The 17,689-nt window shown below is 40.2% G+C and carries 16 protein-coding genes; 8 read left to right on the plus strand and 8 right to left on the minus strand.

All coding sequences use genetic code 11. The features are described 5' to 3' along the window. The first annotated feature begins 69 nt into the window (after window positions 1–69). Window positions 70–957 (plus strand): VirK/YbjX family protein, encoded by an 888-nt coding sequence (locus J1G47_RS01240; RefSeq protein WP_005711726.1) that lies wholly within the window; start codon window positions 70–72, stop codon window positions 955–957. Between the two features lie 109 nt (window positions 958–1,066). Here the strand turns inward: J1G47_RS01240 and J1G47_RS01245 are convergent, their stop codons facing one another. The 5 genes from J1G47_RS01245 to aphA all read right to left on the minus strand — a co-directional run bounded on the left by J1G47_RS01245 (window position 1,067) and on the right by aphA (window position 7,514). Continuing rightward, complete coding sequence (locus tag J1G47_RS01245) at window positions 1,067–1,669, minus strand: IS256 family transposase, variant Zn-binding type (protein ID WP_207326699.1); 603 nt, start codon at window positions 1,667–1,669, stop codon at window positions 1,067–1,069. 136 nt (window positions 1,670–1,805) lie between these two features. Next, window positions 1,806–1,964: an IS1/IS1595 family N-terminal zinc-binding domain-containing protein gene (locus tag J1G47_RS12255; RefSeq protein ID WP_420370821.1), complete on the minus strand. Its 159-nt coding sequence runs from the start codon at window positions 1,962–1,964 to the stop codon at window positions 1,806–1,808. 207 nt (window positions 1,965–2,171) lie between these two features. Continuing rightward, a complete protein-coding gene (locus J1G47_RS01250) occupies window positions 2,172–2,561 on the minus strand; it encodes a hypothetical protein (protein WP_005711722.1) in 390 nt (129 codons plus the stop codon). A 62-nt stretch (window positions 2,562–2,623) separates the two neighbouring features. Further along, window positions 2,624–6,520 carry a phosphoribosylformylglycinamidine synthase gene (gene purL, locus J1G47_RS01255; protein WP_075620974.1) on the minus strand — a complete coding sequence of 1,299 codons (3,897 nt, stop codon included), beginning with the start codon at window positions 6,518–6,520 and terminating at the stop codon, window positions 2,624–2,626. Window positions 6,521–6,794: 274 nt separating this feature from the next. Then, window positions 6,795–7,514: an acid phosphatase AphA gene (gene aphA / locus J1G47_RS01260; RefSeq protein ID WP_005711718.1), complete on the minus strand. Its 720-nt coding sequence runs from the start codon at window positions 7,512–7,514 to the stop codon at window positions 6,795–6,797. 176 nt (window positions 7,515–7,690) lie between these two features. Here aphA and hemG point away from each other — a divergent pair, with 176 nt between their 5' ends. Further along, entirely contained in the window at window positions 7,691–8,218 is a 528-nt protein-coding gene (hemG, locus tag J1G47_RS01265) for a menaquinone-dependent protoporphyrinogen IX dehydrogenase (RefSeq protein WP_075620975.1), read from the plus strand. Here hemG and J1G47_RS01270 read toward each other — a convergent pair. Next, complete coding sequence (locus tag J1G47_RS01270; protein WP_005711714.1) at window positions 8,213–8,473, minus strand: YfhL family 4Fe-4S dicluster ferredoxin; 261 nt, start codon at window positions 8,471–8,473, stop codon at window positions 8,213–8,215. The genes hemG and J1G47_RS01270 overlap by 6 nt on opposite strands. A gap of 179 nt (window positions 8,474–8,652) precedes the next feature. Between J1G47_RS01270 and nadR the strand changes: the two genes are divergently transcribed. The 6 genes from nadR to J1G47_RS01295 all read left to right on the plus strand — a co-directional run bounded on the left by nadR (window position 8,653) and on the right by J1G47_RS01295 (window position 14,109). Then, the gene (nadR, locus tag J1G47_RS01275; RefSeq protein WP_075592642.1) at window positions 8,653–9,924 is read left to right on the plus strand and encodes a multifunctional transcriptional regulator/nicotinamide-nucleotide adenylyltransferase/ribosylnicotinamide kinase NadR; all 1,272 of its coding nucleotides are present in this window, start codon (window positions 8,653–8,655) and stop codon (window positions 9,922–9,924) included. Then, window positions 9,921–10,610, plus strand: coding sequence for a metallophosphoesterase family protein (locus J1G47_RS01280; RefSeq protein ID WP_015940008.1), 690 nt, complete (start codon window positions 9,921–9,923; stop codon window positions 10,608–10,610). Before nadR ends, J1G47_RS01280 begins: the two co-directional genes overlap by 4 nt. A gap of 127 nt (window positions 10,611–10,737) precedes the next feature. Further along, entirely contained in the window at window positions 10,738–12,327 is a 1,590-nt protein-coding gene (gene prfC, locus J1G47_RS01285; protein WP_112063122.1) for a peptide chain release factor 3, read from the plus strand. 93 nt (window positions 12,328–12,420) lie between these two features. Continuing rightward, window positions 12,421–13,155, plus strand: coding sequence for a 23S rRNA (guanosine(2251)-2'-O)-methyltransferase RlmB (gene rlmB, locus J1G47_RS01290; protein ID WP_207326700.1), 735 nt, complete (start codon window positions 12,421–12,423; stop codon window positions 13,153–13,155). 17 nt (window positions 13,156–13,172) lie between these two features. After that, on the plus strand, window positions 13,173–13,370 hold the full coding sequence (locus J1G47_RS12260) for an IS1/IS1595 family N-terminal zinc-binding domain-containing protein (protein ID WP_457769180.1): 198 nt from the start codon (window positions 13,173–13,175) through the stop codon (window positions 13,368–13,370). Window positions 13,371–13,506: 136 nt separating this feature from the next. Continuing rightward, a complete protein-coding gene (locus tag J1G47_RS01295) occupies window positions 13,507–14,109 on the plus strand; it encodes an IS256 family transposase, variant Zn-binding type (protein WP_207326699.1) in 603 nt (200 codons plus the stop codon). Between the two features lie 164 nt (window positions 14,110–14,273). On the opposite strand, the gene tuf is transcribed toward J1G47_RS01295, so the two are convergent. Together tuf and fusA are read right to left on the minus strand one after the other, a co-directional pair. After that, window positions 14,274–15,461, minus strand: coding sequence for an elongation factor Tu (tuf, locus tag J1G47_RS01300; protein WP_015939681.1), 1,188 nt, complete (start codon window positions 15,459–15,461; stop codon window positions 14,274–14,276). Between the two features lie 67 nt (window positions 15,462–15,528). Further along, complete coding sequence (fusA, locus tag J1G47_RS01305) at window positions 15,529–17,631, minus strand: elongation factor G (RefSeq protein ID WP_207326701.1); 2,103 nt, start codon at window positions 17,629–17,631, stop codon at window positions 15,529–15,531. Window positions 17,632–17,689: the final 58 nt, after the last annotated feature.

A 17,689-nucleotide genomic window follows, 5' to 3' on the forward strand; every position in this document is an offset into this window, starting at 1 on the left:
TATAGTAATAACTGTCGTTGGAGGTGATATTCTCCAACGGCTCTATTAGTCACGAAAACACATTTCATTATGCACAATACAGTTTATAAATGGCCTGAGCCGTCTCATCTCTATCCAGATAGAGGAAAAAAATCTTATAGATTAAAACGTTTCCGTTATCGTTTTCGCTCTATATTACATAGATCTCTCATAAAGAAATTTGAACATAAAATTAATTCTGAATCTTCGTTAAAACCGTTATTAATCAAAAGAGCCGATTATAGCTATCCTTTAGTTCATCGTTTCTTAGATAAACGCTTTAATAGTCAAAGACGTTTTAACATGATTTGTGACAATTTAGACTTTTTACCTAAAGTACTCTTATCTAAAAATCTCCCTCAGTTATGGGATAGCCCTATATGTTTTACAGAAGTAATTGAAGATTTTGAAATCTATTTAAATGTCAACGAATATCAACCAATGGAGGGTTTCTGGGCATTAGAATTACGCTATAAACCAAGCGGTCAGTTAGTTTATTTATTGACATTTGGTAAATTAGAAAATGCATTACTTATCGCAGTTATTCAAGGTCCGAACTTTGAAGGTTCTAAAGAATTAGTCAAACAACTAACTAAAAAATGCCATGGGCTTCGTCCAGCCTATTTAATGGTTGAAGCCATGAAAGCTTTAACTCAGGTCTTAGGGTATTCTAAATTATTTGGCATTCCACAAAAATATCAGAATAAGTCACGCTTTGTTCAAAGCACACGCTATTTTGTTGATTATGATACTATTTTTAAAGAGAGTAATGGTGAATTAAAGGAATATTGGGAACTTCCCTTAACATTAGAGTCAAAAAACCTTGAAGATATTCCGAGTAATAAACGCTCAATGTATAGAAAAAGATACACAATGCTTAATCATTTATTAAGGGCTATTGCTTCTAAACTAAAATCTGAGTTAGATGTAGTCGTTTAGATAAATTCGGTACTTAATTTTAGGGGCATAGTAGACAAAATGGTTGCTAATTTCGTGAAAACTATGCCTATATGACAAAGTGGTTACTAATGAATATTTTTAATTATTCTTAGCAACTCTTTTTATTTAAAAAATCCTGTATAAACAATATCTGACGATTTTTCGTTAATCCATTATGATTATTTAATTTTCGTTTAAGTTCACTAAATAGCCCCTCTGAGCGATTTGTCGTCTTTTCTATATTTAATTCAGAATGTTTTTCATAGATAAAAATAAAATCCATATAACGCTTTAAACTGGCACAAGCACTTCTTATATTGCGATGTTTATAAGGAAAATAGCCTTTTTCATTCGCTTTATCACTCCTTTCTTTTAAAAAATCTTGATGTTTTATAAACCAAGAATGTAATCGCCGATAAAATTCATTTTTTGAGCTTTTTGTGAGTGTTTTTGCAATTATTTTTAATTCTTTACCCGCTTGTGATTGATGCTTTTTTCTTAATTTCCGCATCACAATTGCCACCATATGAAATTGACACATCTGTACTGGTGTATTAAATAAATCTTTCATCAAACCACGTCTACCATCACAGACAATTGATTGAATTTTATAGCCTTTCATACGAAGTGAATTAAACGCTATTCTGTAATAAACATCTTTTCCCGTTTTGATGACACGATGGTAAACCACTTTTTTAGAAAGCGAATCCATCAGGACTAAAATACTAAATTCACGACCAAAGAAGGTAGTATCCTACAATAATATTTAAATCACGTGATAGTGGTGGATTTAATGCTGTTTTAGGGGCTTTTTCGAGATATCTTTGAATTGTTCTAATTGAACAATGCTATTTTTCGGCAAGTTGTTTATAGGTTTGTTTTCCTATTGAATAATCATTCCAAATACTTATTGGATTTAATTTCTTTTTAAGGGTAAATGTTTTATTACAGGCATTACATTTATAGCGTTGAATATTATTTCTTATACCATGTTTCTTTATTTTCAGACTTTGGCAAAATGGGCAGTTTTTTGTTCATGTTTCAAAAAGAGAGCTTAAAGCCTTGTACTATGAGGCTTTAAGCCACTTTTAGCAGTAGATTTGTCTATTATACCTTTTAATAGAAAGGCTTGTAAGAATATTCATCAGCAATCATTTTATCTACTATACTTTGATAGATCTTATCAAAAACAGGAGCTATCGGAGAAAGGGATATTACTTTTTGTTTGTGATATTACTTTGAATCTTTTCCAGTGACTCTCTCGTCATTTCTTGTGATTTTTCCAGCATTTCGGCTGGATCAAGTTTATCTCCCCATTCTGTAACTTTATTATTTAATAAGGTTACTGATAATCTATCTTGAGATAACATCTGATTATCTATCATACTAAATCCGACAAGTGTTTTCCCCCAATAGCTTAGCACTTCAACGTGCCCTTTATCTGTATTTCTAGCAGATACTTTATTTGGTTGCCCTAATAAGCTAATCACATCTTGTTTAGACATATCCATTTGTAATTGCATAGCTAGCTGATTATATGATGGTTTAGGTGTACAGCCGACTATAAAAATAATAAAAGAAATACTTGCTAATAATTTTTTCATATTAAGCTCCTACATTGTAATTAACAATCTAAAATTTCTAAATAGAACTCGTAAGAATTAGATTATTTGAATGCCACACGCGCATTTCTAAACAACCTCATCCACGCCCCATCTTCCCTCCAGTACTCCGGATACCAAGAGTTGCTCACCGCACGGTAAACGCGTTCTGGGTGTGGCATCATAATAGCGACACGTCCGTCTAGGTTAGAAATGGCGGTAATGCCGTTTACCGAGCCGTTCGGGTTGGCTGGGTAAACTTCGGTTGGGTTGCCGTTATTGTCGATGTATTGGGCGATAACCAAGTTCTGCTTTTGTAAATTTTCAAGCTGATCTGACCGCTTGAATTCCACCTGTCCTTCGCCGTGGGAAACGGCAATCGGCATATGCGAGCCTGCCATTCCGCTGAACCAGAGTGAGTTGGTGTCGTTGATTTTTACCAGCCCTACACGAGCTTCAAAACGTTCGGATTTGTTACGCACGAAGCGTGGCCAGTTTTCTGTACCAGGAATAATTTCTGCCAAGTTTGACACCATTTGGCAACCGTTACATACACCTAATGCGAGTGTATTCGGGTTAGTAAAGAATTGGCTGAATTGATCACGCAACATTGGGTTGAATAGGATCGATTTCGCCCAGCCGCCACCTGCACCAAGTACGTCTCCGTAAGAGAAGCCGCCGCACGCCACGAGAGCATTGAAGTCGGCGAGATTGCGTCTGCCAGCCATTAAGTCGCTCATATGCACATCAATCGCATTGAAGCCTGCACGGTCGAAGGCGGCTGCCATTTCGTAATGGCTGTTTACGCCCTGTTCACGTAAGATTGCCACGGTCGGTTTCACGCCACGGTTGATAAACGGTGCGGCAATATCTTCATTGACATCATAGGTTAAGAATGCAGATAAGCCTTTGTTATTTGGGTCTTTTTTGGTTGCAAATTCTTGATCGGCACATTCAGGGTTGTCACGCAAGCGTTGCATTTGGTGTGTAAGTTCCGCCCAAATTCCACGCAATTCAGAGCGTTTTTCACTGAGTAATTTGCGTGTGCCACTGGTGATTTCAAACAGATCGCCTTCCGTTGCCGAGCCGATGTCTTTGGTAATGTGTAGCAAGTTATGGGCTTTCAATACATCACGCACCGCATTTAAGTCGCCCTCTTTGATTTGAATAACCGCACCGAGTTCTTCGTTGAATAACACGGCTAAACCATTGTCGCCTAATGCGGTAATGTGAGCTGATACGCCACAGTTGCCGGCAAACGCCATTTCCGCAAGGGTGGTGATTAAACCACCGTCTGAGCGGTCGTGGTAAGCGAGTAATTTATCGTCTGCAACTAGGGTTTGCATTGCGTTGAAGAAGTTTTTCAAGGTTTCCACATTCACCACATCGGCAGGTTTATCGCCAAGTTGTTTGTAAACCTGTGCTAACGCCGTTGCACCTAAGCGGTTTTTGCCTTCGCCTAAATCGAGTAACAATAAGCGTGTTGCACCTTTATCGGTACGAAGTTGTGGAGTAACGGTTTTACGCACATCTTCCACACGCGCGAAAGCTGAAATGACGAGAGAAAGTGGAGCGGTAACCGCTTTTTGCTCACCATTCTCTTCCCAAGTGGTACGCATTGACATTGAGTCCTTGCCTACCGGAATGGTAATGCCGAGTGCAGGGCAAAGCTCTTCGCCCACCGCTTTTACTGCTTCATATAATCCTGCGTCTTCGCCTGCGTGACCTGCCGCCGACATCCAGTTTGCCGAGAGTTTAATGCGTTTAATATCGCCGATATTGGTTGCCGCAATGTTGGTAATGCTTTCTGCTACTGCTAAGCGAGCAGATGCGCTGCAGTCAAGTAAGGCAACTGGCGCACGTTCGCCCATTGCCATTGCTTCGCCGTGATAACTGTCTAAACTTGCTGTGGTTACAGCACAGTCGGCAACAGGGATTTGCCACGGGCCGACCATCTGATCGCGAGCTACCATTGCGGTAACTGAGCGGTCGCCGATAGTAATTAAGAAGGTTTTTTCTGCGACTACTGGCAAGCGTAACACACGGTGGAAGGCTTCTTTAAGCTGAATATCTTCCTGTGCAAGCGGTGGATTTTGGACGGTTTTTGACGAAACCTGACGGTGCATTTTCGGGGTTTTTCCGAGTAGCACGTTCATCGGTAAATCAATCGGGTTGTTGTCAAAATGATCGTCGTGTAGGGTTAAATGTTTCTCTTCGGTCGCTTCGCCAATCACAGCATAAGGCGCGCGCTCACGTTGGCAAAGGGCTTCAAATAATGGCAATTTATCCGCCGCAACCGCTAACACATAACGCTCTTGCGACTCGTTACACCAGATTTCAAGCGGTGACATTCCTTTTTCGTCACACAGAATTTTGCGTAAATCGAACTTACCGCCACGATCACCGTCGTGAACTAACTCCGGCATTGCGTTCGATAAACCGCCAGCACCCACGTCGTGAATAAATAAAATCGGGTTCTCATCGCCTAACTGCCAGCAACGGTCGATCACTTCTTGGCAACGGCGTTCCATCTCTGGATTTTCACGTTGAACGGAAGCAAAATCTAAATCTTCTTTGGATTTGCCTGACGCCATTGACGAAGCCGCACCACCGCCTAAACCGATATTCATTGCAGGGCCGCCAAGTACAATTAATTTCGCCCCAACAGGAATTTCGCTTTTCTGAACGTGTTCGGCACGAATGTTACCGATACCGCCTGCGAGCATAATCGGCTTGTGATAACCACGAACTTCTTCACCACCAAAACTGTTTACTTTTTCTTCATAGGTACGGAAATAGCCAAGTAATGCAGGGCGACCAAATTCATTGTTAAATGCCGCTCCGCCAAGTGGACCTTCAATCATAATATCTAACGCAGATGCGATACGGTTCGGCTTAGAAAGCGGATTTTCCCACGGCTGTTCAAAGTTTGGGATCACCAAGTTAGATACGGAGAAACCGGTTAAACCTGCTTTTGGTTTTGCACCACGCCCTGTCGCCCCTTCATCACGGATTTCGCCACCTGAACCTGTCGCCGCCCCTGGGAATGGTGAAATGGCTGTCGGGTGGTTGTGGGTTTCTACTTTCATTAAAATATGCGCATCTTCTTGATGATAGCGATATTGCCCGTCTTGATCAGGGAACCAACGACCGACTTTGGAACCTTCCATTACCGCCGCATTATCTTTATAGGCAGAAAGCACATAATCTGGCGTTTTCTCGAAGGTGTTTTTAATCATTTTGAACAGCGATTTCTCTTGTTTTTCGCCGTCAATCGTCCAGTCTGCATTGAAAATTTTATGGCGACAATGCTCTGAGTTCGCTTGTGCAAACATATAAAGTTCAATGTCGTGCGGATTGCGGTTTAACGCCGTGAAATTTTCCACCAAATAATCAATTTCATCTTCTGCCAACGCCAAACCTAATTCCACGTTTGCCACTTCTAAGGCTTTGCGACCACCGTTTAAAATATCCACAGTCGTAAACGGCTTCGGCTCGTGTTGGGCAAACAGTTGGCTCGCTTGGTTTTCATCGGTTAAAACGGTTTCTAACATACAGTCGTGCAACAAGCCTTTTAGGGTTGCCAACTCTGCTTCATTTAACGCTTGTTCAAACTCGAAATAGTACGTTAAACCGCGCTCAATGCGGTTTACCTCTGATAAGCCACAGTTATGGGCAATATCTGTCGCTTTTGACGACCACGAAGAGATCGTACCAATGCGAGGGGTTACAATCAAACAAAAGCCGGTTGGTTCGTGTTCCGCAAGGGTTGGGCCATAATGCAACAGCTCTTGGATTTTTTGTGTTTCATCGGCTACAAGCGGTCGGTTTAGCTCAACAAAATGCAAATATTCGGCATAGACCGATTTGACAGGCAGTTGATGTTGCTCGAATTTTTGTTGAAGTTGGTTTAAACGAAAGTCAGATAAGGCAGGTGAGCCACGAAAGGTTTGTACAGTCATTGGGCAGTTCCGTTAATGATAGAAAACAAAATTGAAGGCATTATAACGGATTGCGCAAACGTTTGCATTTTAAAAATTCAGAAAGTTTTTCTCATTTTATATTTGGAAGGGGTAGTCTAACGAAACAGTATCGCACAATTGGAGTAACAAAAATAGCACTCATCTAGACAATATGCCTTCTTCTGTTAATTTATTTCGTACAATCTATACTTGAACAGTATTCAAAGGCTATAAGGGAATAACAAATCCCCGCCTTTTAAGACGGGGATATTTATTAGTAGCTTGAATTTATAATAACTTCCTCTCCATATCCGCCAGCCTGAGGGAATGGCGTATAAGTTGAACTTGTGGTACGCAATACACGAATACCACGAATGCCAGCCTCTTTAGCGGCGAGAATATCATCATCGCTATCGCCGTAGTGTAACTGAATATTATGTTTTAAAATCCCTGCGGCTTTATTGTATTTTGTTTTTAATTTATCTTGACCGTGTCCGCCCATAAAATTAACAGGTTGCATATTTTTTATGCCAAAGGTTTTTTCAAGTAACGGGGTGACTTGGTCGTCCTTACCCGCAGTTCTTCCTGTGATAAAGAAAATCTGATCGCCACGCTCTTGGTGCATATTAATGAGATCTTGAGCTACTTGTTTCGGAATAGAGTATTTATCACAGCCTGCATTAATTTCGTCCCAGAACTCTTGATTTTTGAGATAGCTATAATCATTCGGTGAATACTTCTGCTTACCATAGTAGAAGCAACCGCTACTTGCTAATACGGTATCATCAATATCAAAGCTCACATTCATCGGGGCTTTGCCTTTTAAGCTCTCTTTAATTTGCTCAATAGAAACCCAATGAATTGGGGCTTGCTGTTGCTCTGCTAAACGTGTGTTAAATCCAGCTTGAGTATAAGGCTCTTTAGGGGCAGCTTGAGCAGAAAGTGCAACAAACATATACGCTAACAAAGCTGTACGTAAAAAAATAGATTTCATTATATATACTCCTTTTATAAGTGAACAGTAATTAAGCTAATACTCAGATGAATTTTAATTTTCATTCTAAATAAAATCAAAATACTTTAATTAACGGATTGATATAAAACAAATTATAGTTCTTTTAAATTTAAATTGTTAAGATCGTTTTCACAATAGGTTATAGGGAACATAATATGAAAACTGCAATATTTTATTTAACAAATGATGGACAAACAAAAAAAATTTCTGACTATCTTGCGAAGGAGCTACAGCAAGAGACACAAGTTTTCTCCTTACGAGACTTTTCTCTTTGGTCTGTAGAAACATTAGAACAATTTGATTGTATTGTTATTGGCGCATCGATTCGATATGGACATTTTGACCCAGTATTGGAACAATTTATTGATCGATATTATGAGCTACTAAATATAAAAAAATCTGTTTTTTTTAGTGTCAATTTAACTGCTCGTAAAATAACTCGTAATACACCTTATACGAATACATATACACGTAAATTGCTAGACAAAATTCTATGGAAACCAAATATCGCTGAAGTATTTGCTGGAGCATTACTCTATCCTCGCTATAATTTTTTTGATAAAACCATGATTCGCTTTATTATGAAAATAACGAAAGGTGATACAGATACTAGCAGAGAGTATGAATATACAGATTGGCAGCAGGTTAGTGAATTAGCTCAACGAATCAGAAAGCTATCATAGTTTATCCGAATGATGAATTAACACAAACCGTTCCCAAAGCTGTTCATTAGTTTCAATATGCTCAGGATCGGTGATGATACAGTTGTTGATCGGACACACTTTTTGGCAGGTTGGCGTTTCGTAATGTCCAACACATTCCGTGCAAAGATCGGGATCGATGACATAAATTTCATCGCCCATTGAGATCGCTTGATTAGGACACTCAGGTTCGCACATATCGCAGTTGGTACATTTGTGGGTAATCAATAACGCCATAATTTGTTAAATAAGGAATAATTTGGAAGCGAGATTATACCGAATAGTGCAAAAGTAGAAAGTCTTTATACATAATTTTGCAATTTGTTATGTAAATCTTACCGCTTGACTATACATTTTTAAATGACAAAAAGGTCAATTTCGCCTATCATTCTCTCTATTAATGTGAGGACGAACTTATGACAAATTTTGCTTATCTTCAACAAAAACGTAAACAGTTAAAGCTAAAAGTGAATGATGTTTGCGAGCAAGCAGGGGTAACTAGAGCTTATTTTAACCAATTAGTGTCGGGGAAAATTAAAAATCCAAGTGCGACAAAATTAGGTGCGTTGCATAAAGTGTTGAATATCGTTGAGGAACAAAATCAACGAGTAGGCGTAATTTTTGGTAAGTTCTATCCAGTGCATACGGGGCATATTAATATGATTTATGAAGCCTTTAGTAAGGTGGATATGCTACACGTTATTGTTTGTACCGATACTGAACGTGATTTACAACTGTTCCGTGATAGTAAAATGAAGCGTATGCCAACGAATGAAGATCGTTTACGTTGGATGCAACAGATTTTTAAATATCAGCAAAAACAGATTTTTATTCATCATTTAGTGGAAGATGGTATTCCAAGTTATCCAAATGGCTGGGAAGGTTGGGCGGAACGTGTCAAAGAGCTATTTGCTGAAAAACATATTCAGCCAACATTAGTCTTTAGTAGTGAGATCCAAGATAAAGCACCTTACGAGAAATACTTAAATTTGGAAGTGCATTTGGTCGATCCTGAACGTAACTCATTTAATGTATCAGCGACAAAGATCCGCAACAATCCGTTCCAATACTGGCGTTTTATTCCAAAAGAGGTGCGTCCATTCTTTGTGAAAACTATCGCTATTTTAGGTGGTGAAAGTAGCGGAAAAACTGTTCTAGTCAGCAAACTTGCTAATGTATTTAATACGACATCGGCGTGGGAATACGGGCGAGAATTTGTCTTTGAACAACTTGGCGGTGATGAACAGGCAATGCAGTATTCAGACTATCCACAAATGGCATTAGGGCATAAGCGTTATGTTGATTATGCAATGAAGCACGCACACAAAGTGGCGATCATTGATACGGATTACATTACTACTCAAGCATTCTGTATTCAATATGAAGGCAAACCTCACCCATTCTTAGATTCGATGATTAAAGAATATCCTTTTGATGTCACTATTTTATTATCAAATAACACTAAATGGGTTGATGATGGTCTGCGTAGTTTAGGTTCACAAAAACAACGCCAACGCTTCCAGCAGTTACTCAAAAAATTGTTAGAAAAATATAACGTACCTTATATTGAAATTGAATCGCCAAGTTATTTAGATCGCTATAATCAGACAAAAGCGGTGATTGAGGCGATCTTAAATGAAGAATCCATAACATTAACTTTTAAAAACCAAAACGAGAAGAGCGAATGATACTTTTTGCGGGCGATCCTCACGGTAGCTACGTCCACCTTTACCCCTTTGTTCAAGAACGTGAGAATGTGGCGTTAGTGATTTTAGGGGATTTGCAATTAACCACGACCGCAGAGTTGGATAAGCTGGCTCAACACTGCGATATTTGGTTTATTCACGGTAACCACGATAGTAAAACGGTTGCTGCGTATGATGCTATTTGGGGAACTGCTTGGAAAGAACGAAATCTTCACGGTCGCGTTGTCAATATACAAGGCACAAAAATTGCAGGACTAGGGGGCGTTTTTAGAGGGCATATCTGGATGCCTCCTCACCGCCCAATGTTCTTTGATCCTATCCATTATTGCCAATATAGTCCACAAGAGCGTATTTGGCGAGGTGGTGTACCACTGCGTCACCGCACCTCAATTTTTCCTTCAGATGTGGAAGGTTTAGAAACGCAAAAAGCAGATATTTTAATTACCCACGAAGCTCCTCGCCCACACCCACAAGGTTTTGCAGTGATTAATCAACTGGCTCGAAAAATGGGCGTGAAGAAGATTTTTCACGGACATCACCACGATAATTTTGATTATCGTCTAATTAATCGTAATAAGGCCTGTGAAATTTTTAATATCGGTTTTAGAAGTTTAGCAGATATTCAAGGCAACTATTTGCTAATTGGCGTAGATGATCGGGATAAATAAAATTTTATTAGCGGTCAGTTTTTGTCAATAGTTTGCAAATCTTAATATAACCCATCCCCGTCGGTTGTGATCTCTGACTAAATCAGAGAAAATAGCCACCATTTTTGAAAAAGAAAACGAGAATAGAATGTCATTAAATAATTACCCTCAAGAAGTAAATAAACGCAGAACTTTTGCGATTATTTCTCACCCCGACGCTGGTAAAACGACCATCACCGAAAAAGTGTTACTTTACGGAAATGCCATTCAAACCGCTGGTTCGGTAAAAGGCAAAGGCTCGCAAGCGCACGCCAAATCAGACTGGATGGAAATGGAAAAGCAACGTGGGATTTCGATTACTACCTCCGTAATGCAGTTCCCTTACAATGATTGCTTAGTCAATCTACTCGACACACCAGGGCACGAAGACTTCTCGGAAGATACCTATCGTACCTTAACGGCGGTGGATAGCTGTTTAATGGTAATCGACAGTGCAAAAGGGGTTGAAGAACGTACCATCAAATTGATGGAAGTAACCCGCTTGCGTGATACGCCGATTTTAACCTTTATGAACAAGCTCGACCGTGATATTCGTGATCCGATGGAATTGTTAGACGAAGTTGAGAGCGTGTTGAAGATCAACTGCGCGCCGATCACTTGGCCGATTGGTTGCGGTAAGTTGTTCAAAGGCGTTTATCATCTCTATAAAGACGAAACCTATCTCTACCAAACAGGGCAAGGGCATACCATTCAGGAAGTGCGTATTGTCAAAGGGCTAAATAATCCAGAGTTAGATCAAACTGTGGGCGATGATTTGGCTCAGCAACTGCGTGACGAATTAGAACTGGTGCAAGGGGCAAGCCACGAATTTGAACTAGACGCCTTCTTAAACGGCGAATTAACCCCTGTTTTCTTCGGTACGGCATTAGGTAACTTTGGAGTTGATCACTTCTTAGATGGCTTAACCGAATGGGCGCCCGCTCCGCAAGCCCGTGAGTCTGATTTACGCAAAGTAGAAGCAAGCGAAGAAAAATTCAGTGGCTTTGTGTTCAAAATTCAAGCGAATATGGATCCAAAACACCGAGACCGTGTTGCCTTTATGCGTGTGGTATCGGGCAAATATGAAAAAGGAATGAAGCTCAAGCACGTTCGTATCGGCAAAGATGTGATCATCTCCGATGCTTTAACCTTTATGGCAGGCGAACGCTCCCACGCAGAAGAAGCCTACGCAGGCGATATTATCGGCTTACACAATCACGGTACGATCCAAATCGGCGATACCTTTACGCAAGGCGAAAACTTGAAATTTACCGGTATTCCGAACTTCGCCCCTGAATTGTTCCGCCGTATCCGCCTAAAAGATCCGCTTAAGCAGAAACAGTTGCTTAAAGGCTTGGTGCAACTGTCGGAAGAAGGTGCTGTGCAAGTGTTCCGTCCATTGATGAATAACGACTTAATCGTTGGTGCGGTCGGTGTGCTTCAGTTTGATGTGGTGGTTTCACGCCTGAAAATCGAATATAACGTGGAAGCAATCTACGAAACCGTCAATGTAGCAACTGCTCGTTGGGTGGAATGTAAAGATGCCAAGAAGTTTGAAGAATTTAAACGTAAAAACGAGCAGAATTTAGCCCTCGATGGTGGCGATAACTTAACCTATATTGCCCCAACAATGGTTAATCTCAACTTGGTTCAAGAGCGTTATCTGGATGTGGAGTTCTTTAAAACAAGAGAACATTAATTGCCCTCTCCCTCCGAAAATCCTGCGGATTTTCTCCACCCTCTCCCGTAAACGAGAGAGGGGAAAAATAAGATACAGAATAGAAGAATAAATATGAGCGAACAAATCTACGGTATTCATGCCGTTAAATCCTTTTTAGATGTTGCACCCGAACGATTAATCGAAGTGTTTGTACTAAAAGGTCGTGAAGATAAACGATTAACCCCATTACTCAACGAATTACAGCGTTTAGGCATTCGAGTGCAACAGGTCAATCGTCAAGCACTCGATAACAAAGTGCAAGGCGAAGTACATCAAGGGATTATTGCCAAAATCATTCCTGCTAAAGAGCTAAATGAAAGCGATCTTGATCAAATTTTAGATCGCAAAGCAAATCCGTTCTTATTGATCTTAGACGGTGTGACCGATCCCCATAACTTAGGGGCTTGTTTGCGTACTGCCGATACGGCAGGAGTTGATGCAGTGATTGTGCCAAAAGATAAATCGGCACAGCTCACCTCAACGGCTCGCAAAGTGGCTTGTGGTGCGGCGGAAACCGTGCCACTTATTCGAGTAACGAACCTCGCCCGTACTATGCGTGAGTTACAAGAACGTAATATTTGGATCGTCGGCACAGCTGGCGAAGCGACAGAAAGTCTGTATCAGGTGAAATTAACTGGCTCGATTGCGTTAGTGATGGGGGCAGAAGGGGACGGAATGCGTCGTCTTACCCGTGAACATTGTGATCAACTGGTGAGTATTCCAATGGCAGGATCGGTATCATCGCTGAATGTATCCGTGGCGACTGGGGTTTGTCTGTTTGAGATTGTAAGACAGAAGTTATTATAGTCGCCTTAATTCTTTTTTTGAATTATGAACCAAAAAAATGTCATTTTTGCTACAGTAGCGACATTCACAAACATGGTATAAGAAATAATATTCAACGCTATAAATGTAATGCCTGTAATAAAACATTTACCCTTAAAAAGAAATTAAATCCAATAAGTATTTGGAATGATTATTCAATAGGAAAACAAACCTATAAACAACTTGCCGAAAAATAGCATTGTTCAATTAGAACAATTCAAAAATATCTTGAAAAAGCCCCTAAAACAGCATTAAATCCACCACTATCACGTGATTTAAATATTATTGTAGGATACTACCTTCTTTGGTCGTGAATTTAGTATTTTAGTCCTGATGGATTCGCTTTCTAAAAAAGTGGTTTACCATCGTGTCATCAAAACGGGAAAAGATGTTTATTACAGAATAGCGTTTAATTCACTTCGTATGAAAGGCTATAAAATTCAATCAATTGTCTGTGATGGTAGACGTGGTTTGATGAAAGATTTATTTAATACACCAGTACAGATGTGTCAATTTCATATGGTGGCAATTGTGATGCGGAAATTAAGAAAAAAGCATCAATCACAAGCGGGTAAAGAATTAAAAATAATTGCAAAAACACTCACAAAAAGCTCAAAAAATGAATTTTATCGGCGATTACATTCTTGGTTTATAAAACATCAAGATTTTTTAAAAGAAAGGAGTGATAAAGCGAATGAAAAAGGCTATTTTCCTTATAAACATCGCAATATAAGAAGTGCTTGTGCCAGTTTAAAGCGTTATATGGATTTTATTTTTATCTATGAAAAACATTCTGAATTAAATATAGAAAAGACGACAAATCGCTCAGAGGGGCTATTTAGTGAACTTAAACGAAAATTAAATAATCATAATGGATTAACGAAAAATCGTCAGATATTGTTTATACAGGATTTTTTAAATAAAAAGAGTTGCTAACATTTAAAGAAAATAAACATTAGCAACTGTTTTGTCCACTTGGTATAGTTTTTGACGAATCAGCAACTATTTTGTCTATTACACCAAATAAAAGGGCTGAATACGATTAAATATCGCATCCAGCCCTTAAGATAACAATCTAATCTTCTTAAACTAAAAACAGATTATTTGATGATTTTCGCAACAACACCCGCACCTACTGTACGACCACCTTCACGGATAGCGAAACGTAAACCTTCGTCCATTGCGATTGGGTGAATTAAGCTTACTGTCATTTTGATGTTGTCGCCTGGCATTACCATCTCAACACCTTCTGGTAATTCGATAGTACCCGTTACGTCAGTTGTACGGAAGTAGAACTGTGGACGATAGCCTTTGAAGAATGGAGTATGACGACCACCTTCTTCTTTTGATAATACGTAAACTTCTGATTCGAAGTCTGTGTGTGGAGTGATAGAACCTGGTTTAGCTAATACTTGACCACGTTCGATTTCTTCACGTTTGGTACCGCGTAATAATGCACCTACGTTCTCACCCGCACGACCTTCGTCTAATAATTTACGGAACATCTCAACACCAGTTACAGTTGTTTTAGTTGTATCCTTGATACCAACGATTTCAACCTCTTCACCTGCTTTAATGATACCACGCTCAACACGACCTGTTACTACTGTACCACGACCTGAAATTGAGAATACGTCTTCGATTGGTAATAAGAATGGTTTATCAATCGCACGCTCTGGCTCTGGAATGTAGTTGTCTAAGTGATTTGCTAATTCAAGAATTTTCTCTTCCCACTCGGGCACGCCGTTTAACGCTTGTAACGCTGAACCACGCACGATTGGTGTGTCATCACCTGGGAAGTCATATTGTGAAAGAAGTTCACGAACTTCCATCTCAACTAATTCTAATAACTCTTCATCGTCAACCATGTCGCATTTGTTTAAGAATACGATGATGTATGGAACACCTACTTGGCGACCTAATAAGATGTGCTCACGAGTTTGTGGCATTGGACCATCTGTTGCTGCAACTACTAAGATTGCGCCGTCCATTTGTGCCGCACCAGTAATCATATTTTTAACATAGTCCGCGTGTCCTGGGCAGTCAACGTGTGCATAGTGACGTGATTCTGTGTTGTACTCAACGTGTGAAGTATTGATGGTAATACCACGCGCTTTCTCTTCTGGTGCGTTGTCGATTTGATCAAACGCACGCGCAGCACCACCGAATTTTTTCGCAAGAACGGTTGTGATTGCTGCTGTTAAGGTTGTTTTACCGTGGTCAACGTGACCGATTGTACCTACGTTTACGTGGACTTTATCGCCACGATTAAATTGTTCTTTAGCCATTGTAAAGTTTCCTTTGTTGATGAAATCCCGTAGCACGATATGTGCTACGGAGTTTGTAAGTTAAAAATTATTTTTTACGCGCTTCGATAACTGCTGCCGCAACACTTGTTGGAGCTTCAGCATATTTTAACGGTTCCATTGAGTATGATGCACGACCTTGAGTTTGTGAACGTAAGTCTGTTGCATAACCAAACATTTCTGAAAGTGGAACTTCAGCATTGATTTTAACGACAAACTCGTTCGCTTCTTGACCGTTTACCATAGCACGACGACGGCTTAAGTCACCGATAACGTCACCCACATAATCTGGTGGAGTTTCCACTTCAACTTTCATGATTGGCTCAAGTAGAACTGGGTTTGCTTTAGCAAACGCTGCTTTGAATGCTAATGACGCTGCTAATTTGAACGCTAATTCTGATGAGTCAACATCGTGGTATGAACCGAAGTGTAAACGTACACCTAAATCCACTACTGGGTAGCCCGCTAATGGACCAGATTTAAGTTGTTCTTGGATACCTTTATCAACCGCAGGGATATATTCACCAGGGATTACACCACCTTTGATTTCGTTCACGAACTCATATCCTGGACCTTCTGGATCTAATGGATATAAGTCGATAACAACGTGACCATATTGACCACGACCACCTGATTGTTTTGCGTGTTTACCTTCAACATCATTAACACGAGTACGGATAGTTTCACGGTAAGATACTTGTGGTTTACCGATGTTTGCTTCCACTTTGAATTCACGTTTCATACGGTCAACGATGATATCTAAGTGTAACTCACCCATACCTGAAATGATGGTTTCGCCTGACTCTTCATCTGTGTGAACACGGAATGAAGGGTCTTCTTGTGCTAAACGACCTAACGCTAAGCCCATTTTCTCTTGGTCAGCTTTAGTTTTTGGCTCTACCGCAACAGAGATTACTGGCTCTGGGAATTCCATACGCTCAAGGATGATTGGTGCATCTTGTGCACATAATGTATCACCTGTACCAACATCTTTTAAGCCGATTGCCGCAGCGATATCGCCCGCACGAACTTCTTTGATCTCTTCACGTTTGTTTGCGTGCATCTGTACGATACGACCGAAACGTTCACGTTTTTGTTTTACAGAGTTATAAACTGTATCGCCAGAGTTAATTACACCTGAGTACACACGGAAGAAGGTTAAGTTACCTACGAATGGGTCAGTTGCAATTTTGAATGCTAATGAAGCAAATGGCTCATCATCGCTTGCGTGACGCTCACCTTCAGTTTCATCTTCGTTGATACCTTTGATCGCTGGGATATCAGTTGGTGCCGGTAAGTAATCGATTACCGCATCAAGCATTGCTTGAACACCTTTGTTTTTGAATGCAGAGCCACAGCAAACAGGGATTACTTCACCCGCTAATACGCGCTGACGTAATGCAGTTTTGATCTCTTCTTCTGTTAATTCTTCGCCTGAGAAGAATTTTTCCATTAACTCTTCCGATGCTTCAGCTGCTGCTTCAACAAGGTTGTTACGCCATTCTTCACACGCTTCTACCATATCTGCTGGGATATCTTCATATGTGAATGTCATACCTTGGTCAGCTTCGTTCCAGTTGATTGCTTTCATTTTGATTAAATCAACTACACCTTTGAAGTTTTCTTCAGAACCGATAGGAAGTTGAAGAGGAACAGAGTTACCACCTAAACGTGTTTTGATTTGCTCAACAACACGTAAGAAGTTTGCACCTGTACGGTCCATTTTGTTTACGAACGCAATACGTGGTACTTTATATTTGTTAGCTTGACGCCATACTGTTTCAGACTGTGGTTGAACGCCACCTACCGCACAGTAAACCATTACCGCACCATCAAGTACACGCATTGAACGTTCTACTTCGATTGTGAAGTCCACGTGTCCCGGAGTATCGATAACGTTGATACGGTGTTGTGGGTATTGTTGTGACATACCTGACCAGAATGCTGTTGTTGCAGCAGATGTGATCGTGATACCACGTTCTTGTTCTTGTTCCATCCAGTCCATTGTTGCTGCACCATCGTGAACTTCACCGATTTTGTGACTTACACCTGTATAGAAAAGGATACGCTCAGAGGTAGTTGTTTTACCTGCGTCGATGTGAGCACTGATACCGATATTACGATAGCGCTCAATGGGAGTTGTACGAGCCATTATTATTACCTTATTTGGAATCTAATGTGAATTTGTTCATATAGTAATAGGCTTCATC

This window comes from Glaesserella parasuis (assembly GCF_017352235.1).
GTDB lineage: Bacteria > Pseudomonadota > Gammaproteobacteria > Enterobacterales > Pasteurellaceae > Glaesserella > Glaesserella parasuis.

Excerpts from the sequence above, each read along its gene's own strand:
- prfC (WP_112063122.1), top strand. The coding sequence starts at position 10,738 with ATGTCATTAAATAATTACCCTCAAGAAGTAAATAAACGCAGAACTTTT.
- tuf (WP_015939681.1), bottom strand. The coding sequence starts at position 15,461 with ATGGCTAAAGAACAATTTAATCGTGGCGATAAAGTCCACGTAAACGTA.
- J1G47_RS01250 (WP_005711722.1), bottom strand. The coding sequence starts at position 2,561 with ATGAAAAAATTATTAGCAAGTATTTCTTTTATTATTTTTATAGTCGGC.
- J1G47_RS01245 (WP_207326699.1), bottom strand. The coding sequence starts at position 1,669 with ATGGATTCGCTTTCTAAAAAAGTGGTTTACCATCGTGTCATCAAAACG.
- J1G47_RS01295 (WP_207326699.1), top strand. The coding sequence starts at position 13,507 with ATGGATTCGCTTTCTAAAAAAGTGGTTTACCATCGTGTCATCAAAACG.
- J1G47_RS01270 (WP_005711714.1), bottom strand. The coding sequence starts at position 8,473 with ATGGCGTTATTGATTACCCACAAATGTACCAACTGCGATATGTGCGAA.
- fusA (WP_207326701.1), bottom strand. The coding sequence starts at position 17,631 with ATGGCTCGTACAACTCCCATTGAGCGCTATCGTAATATCGGTATCAGT.
- J1G47_RS01280 (WP_015940008.1), top strand. The coding sequence starts at position 9,921 with ATGATACTTTTTGCGGGCGATCCTCACGGTAGCTACGTCCACCTTTAC.
- J1G47_RS01240 (WP_005711726.1), top strand. The coding sequence starts at position 70 with ATGCACAATACAGTTTATAAATGGCCTGAGCCGTCTCATCTCTATCCA.
- aphA (WP_005711718.1), bottom strand. The coding sequence starts at position 7,514 with ATGAAATCTATTTTTTTACGTACAGCTTTGTTAGCGTATATGTTTGTT.
- purL (WP_075620974.1), bottom strand. The coding sequence starts at position 6,520 with ATGACTGTACAAACCTTTCGTGGCTCACCTGCCTTATCTGACTTTCGT.
- rlmB (WP_207326700.1), top strand. The coding sequence starts at position 12,421 with ATGAGCGAACAAATCTACGGTATTCATGCCGTTAAATCCTTTTTAGAT.
- nadR (WP_075592642.1), top strand. The coding sequence starts at position 8,653 with ATGACAAATTTTGCTTATCTTCAACAAAAACGTAAACAGTTAAAGCTA.
- hemG (WP_075620975.1), top strand. The coding sequence starts at position 7,691 with ATGAAAACTGCAATATTTTATTTAACAAATGATGGACAAACAAAAAAA.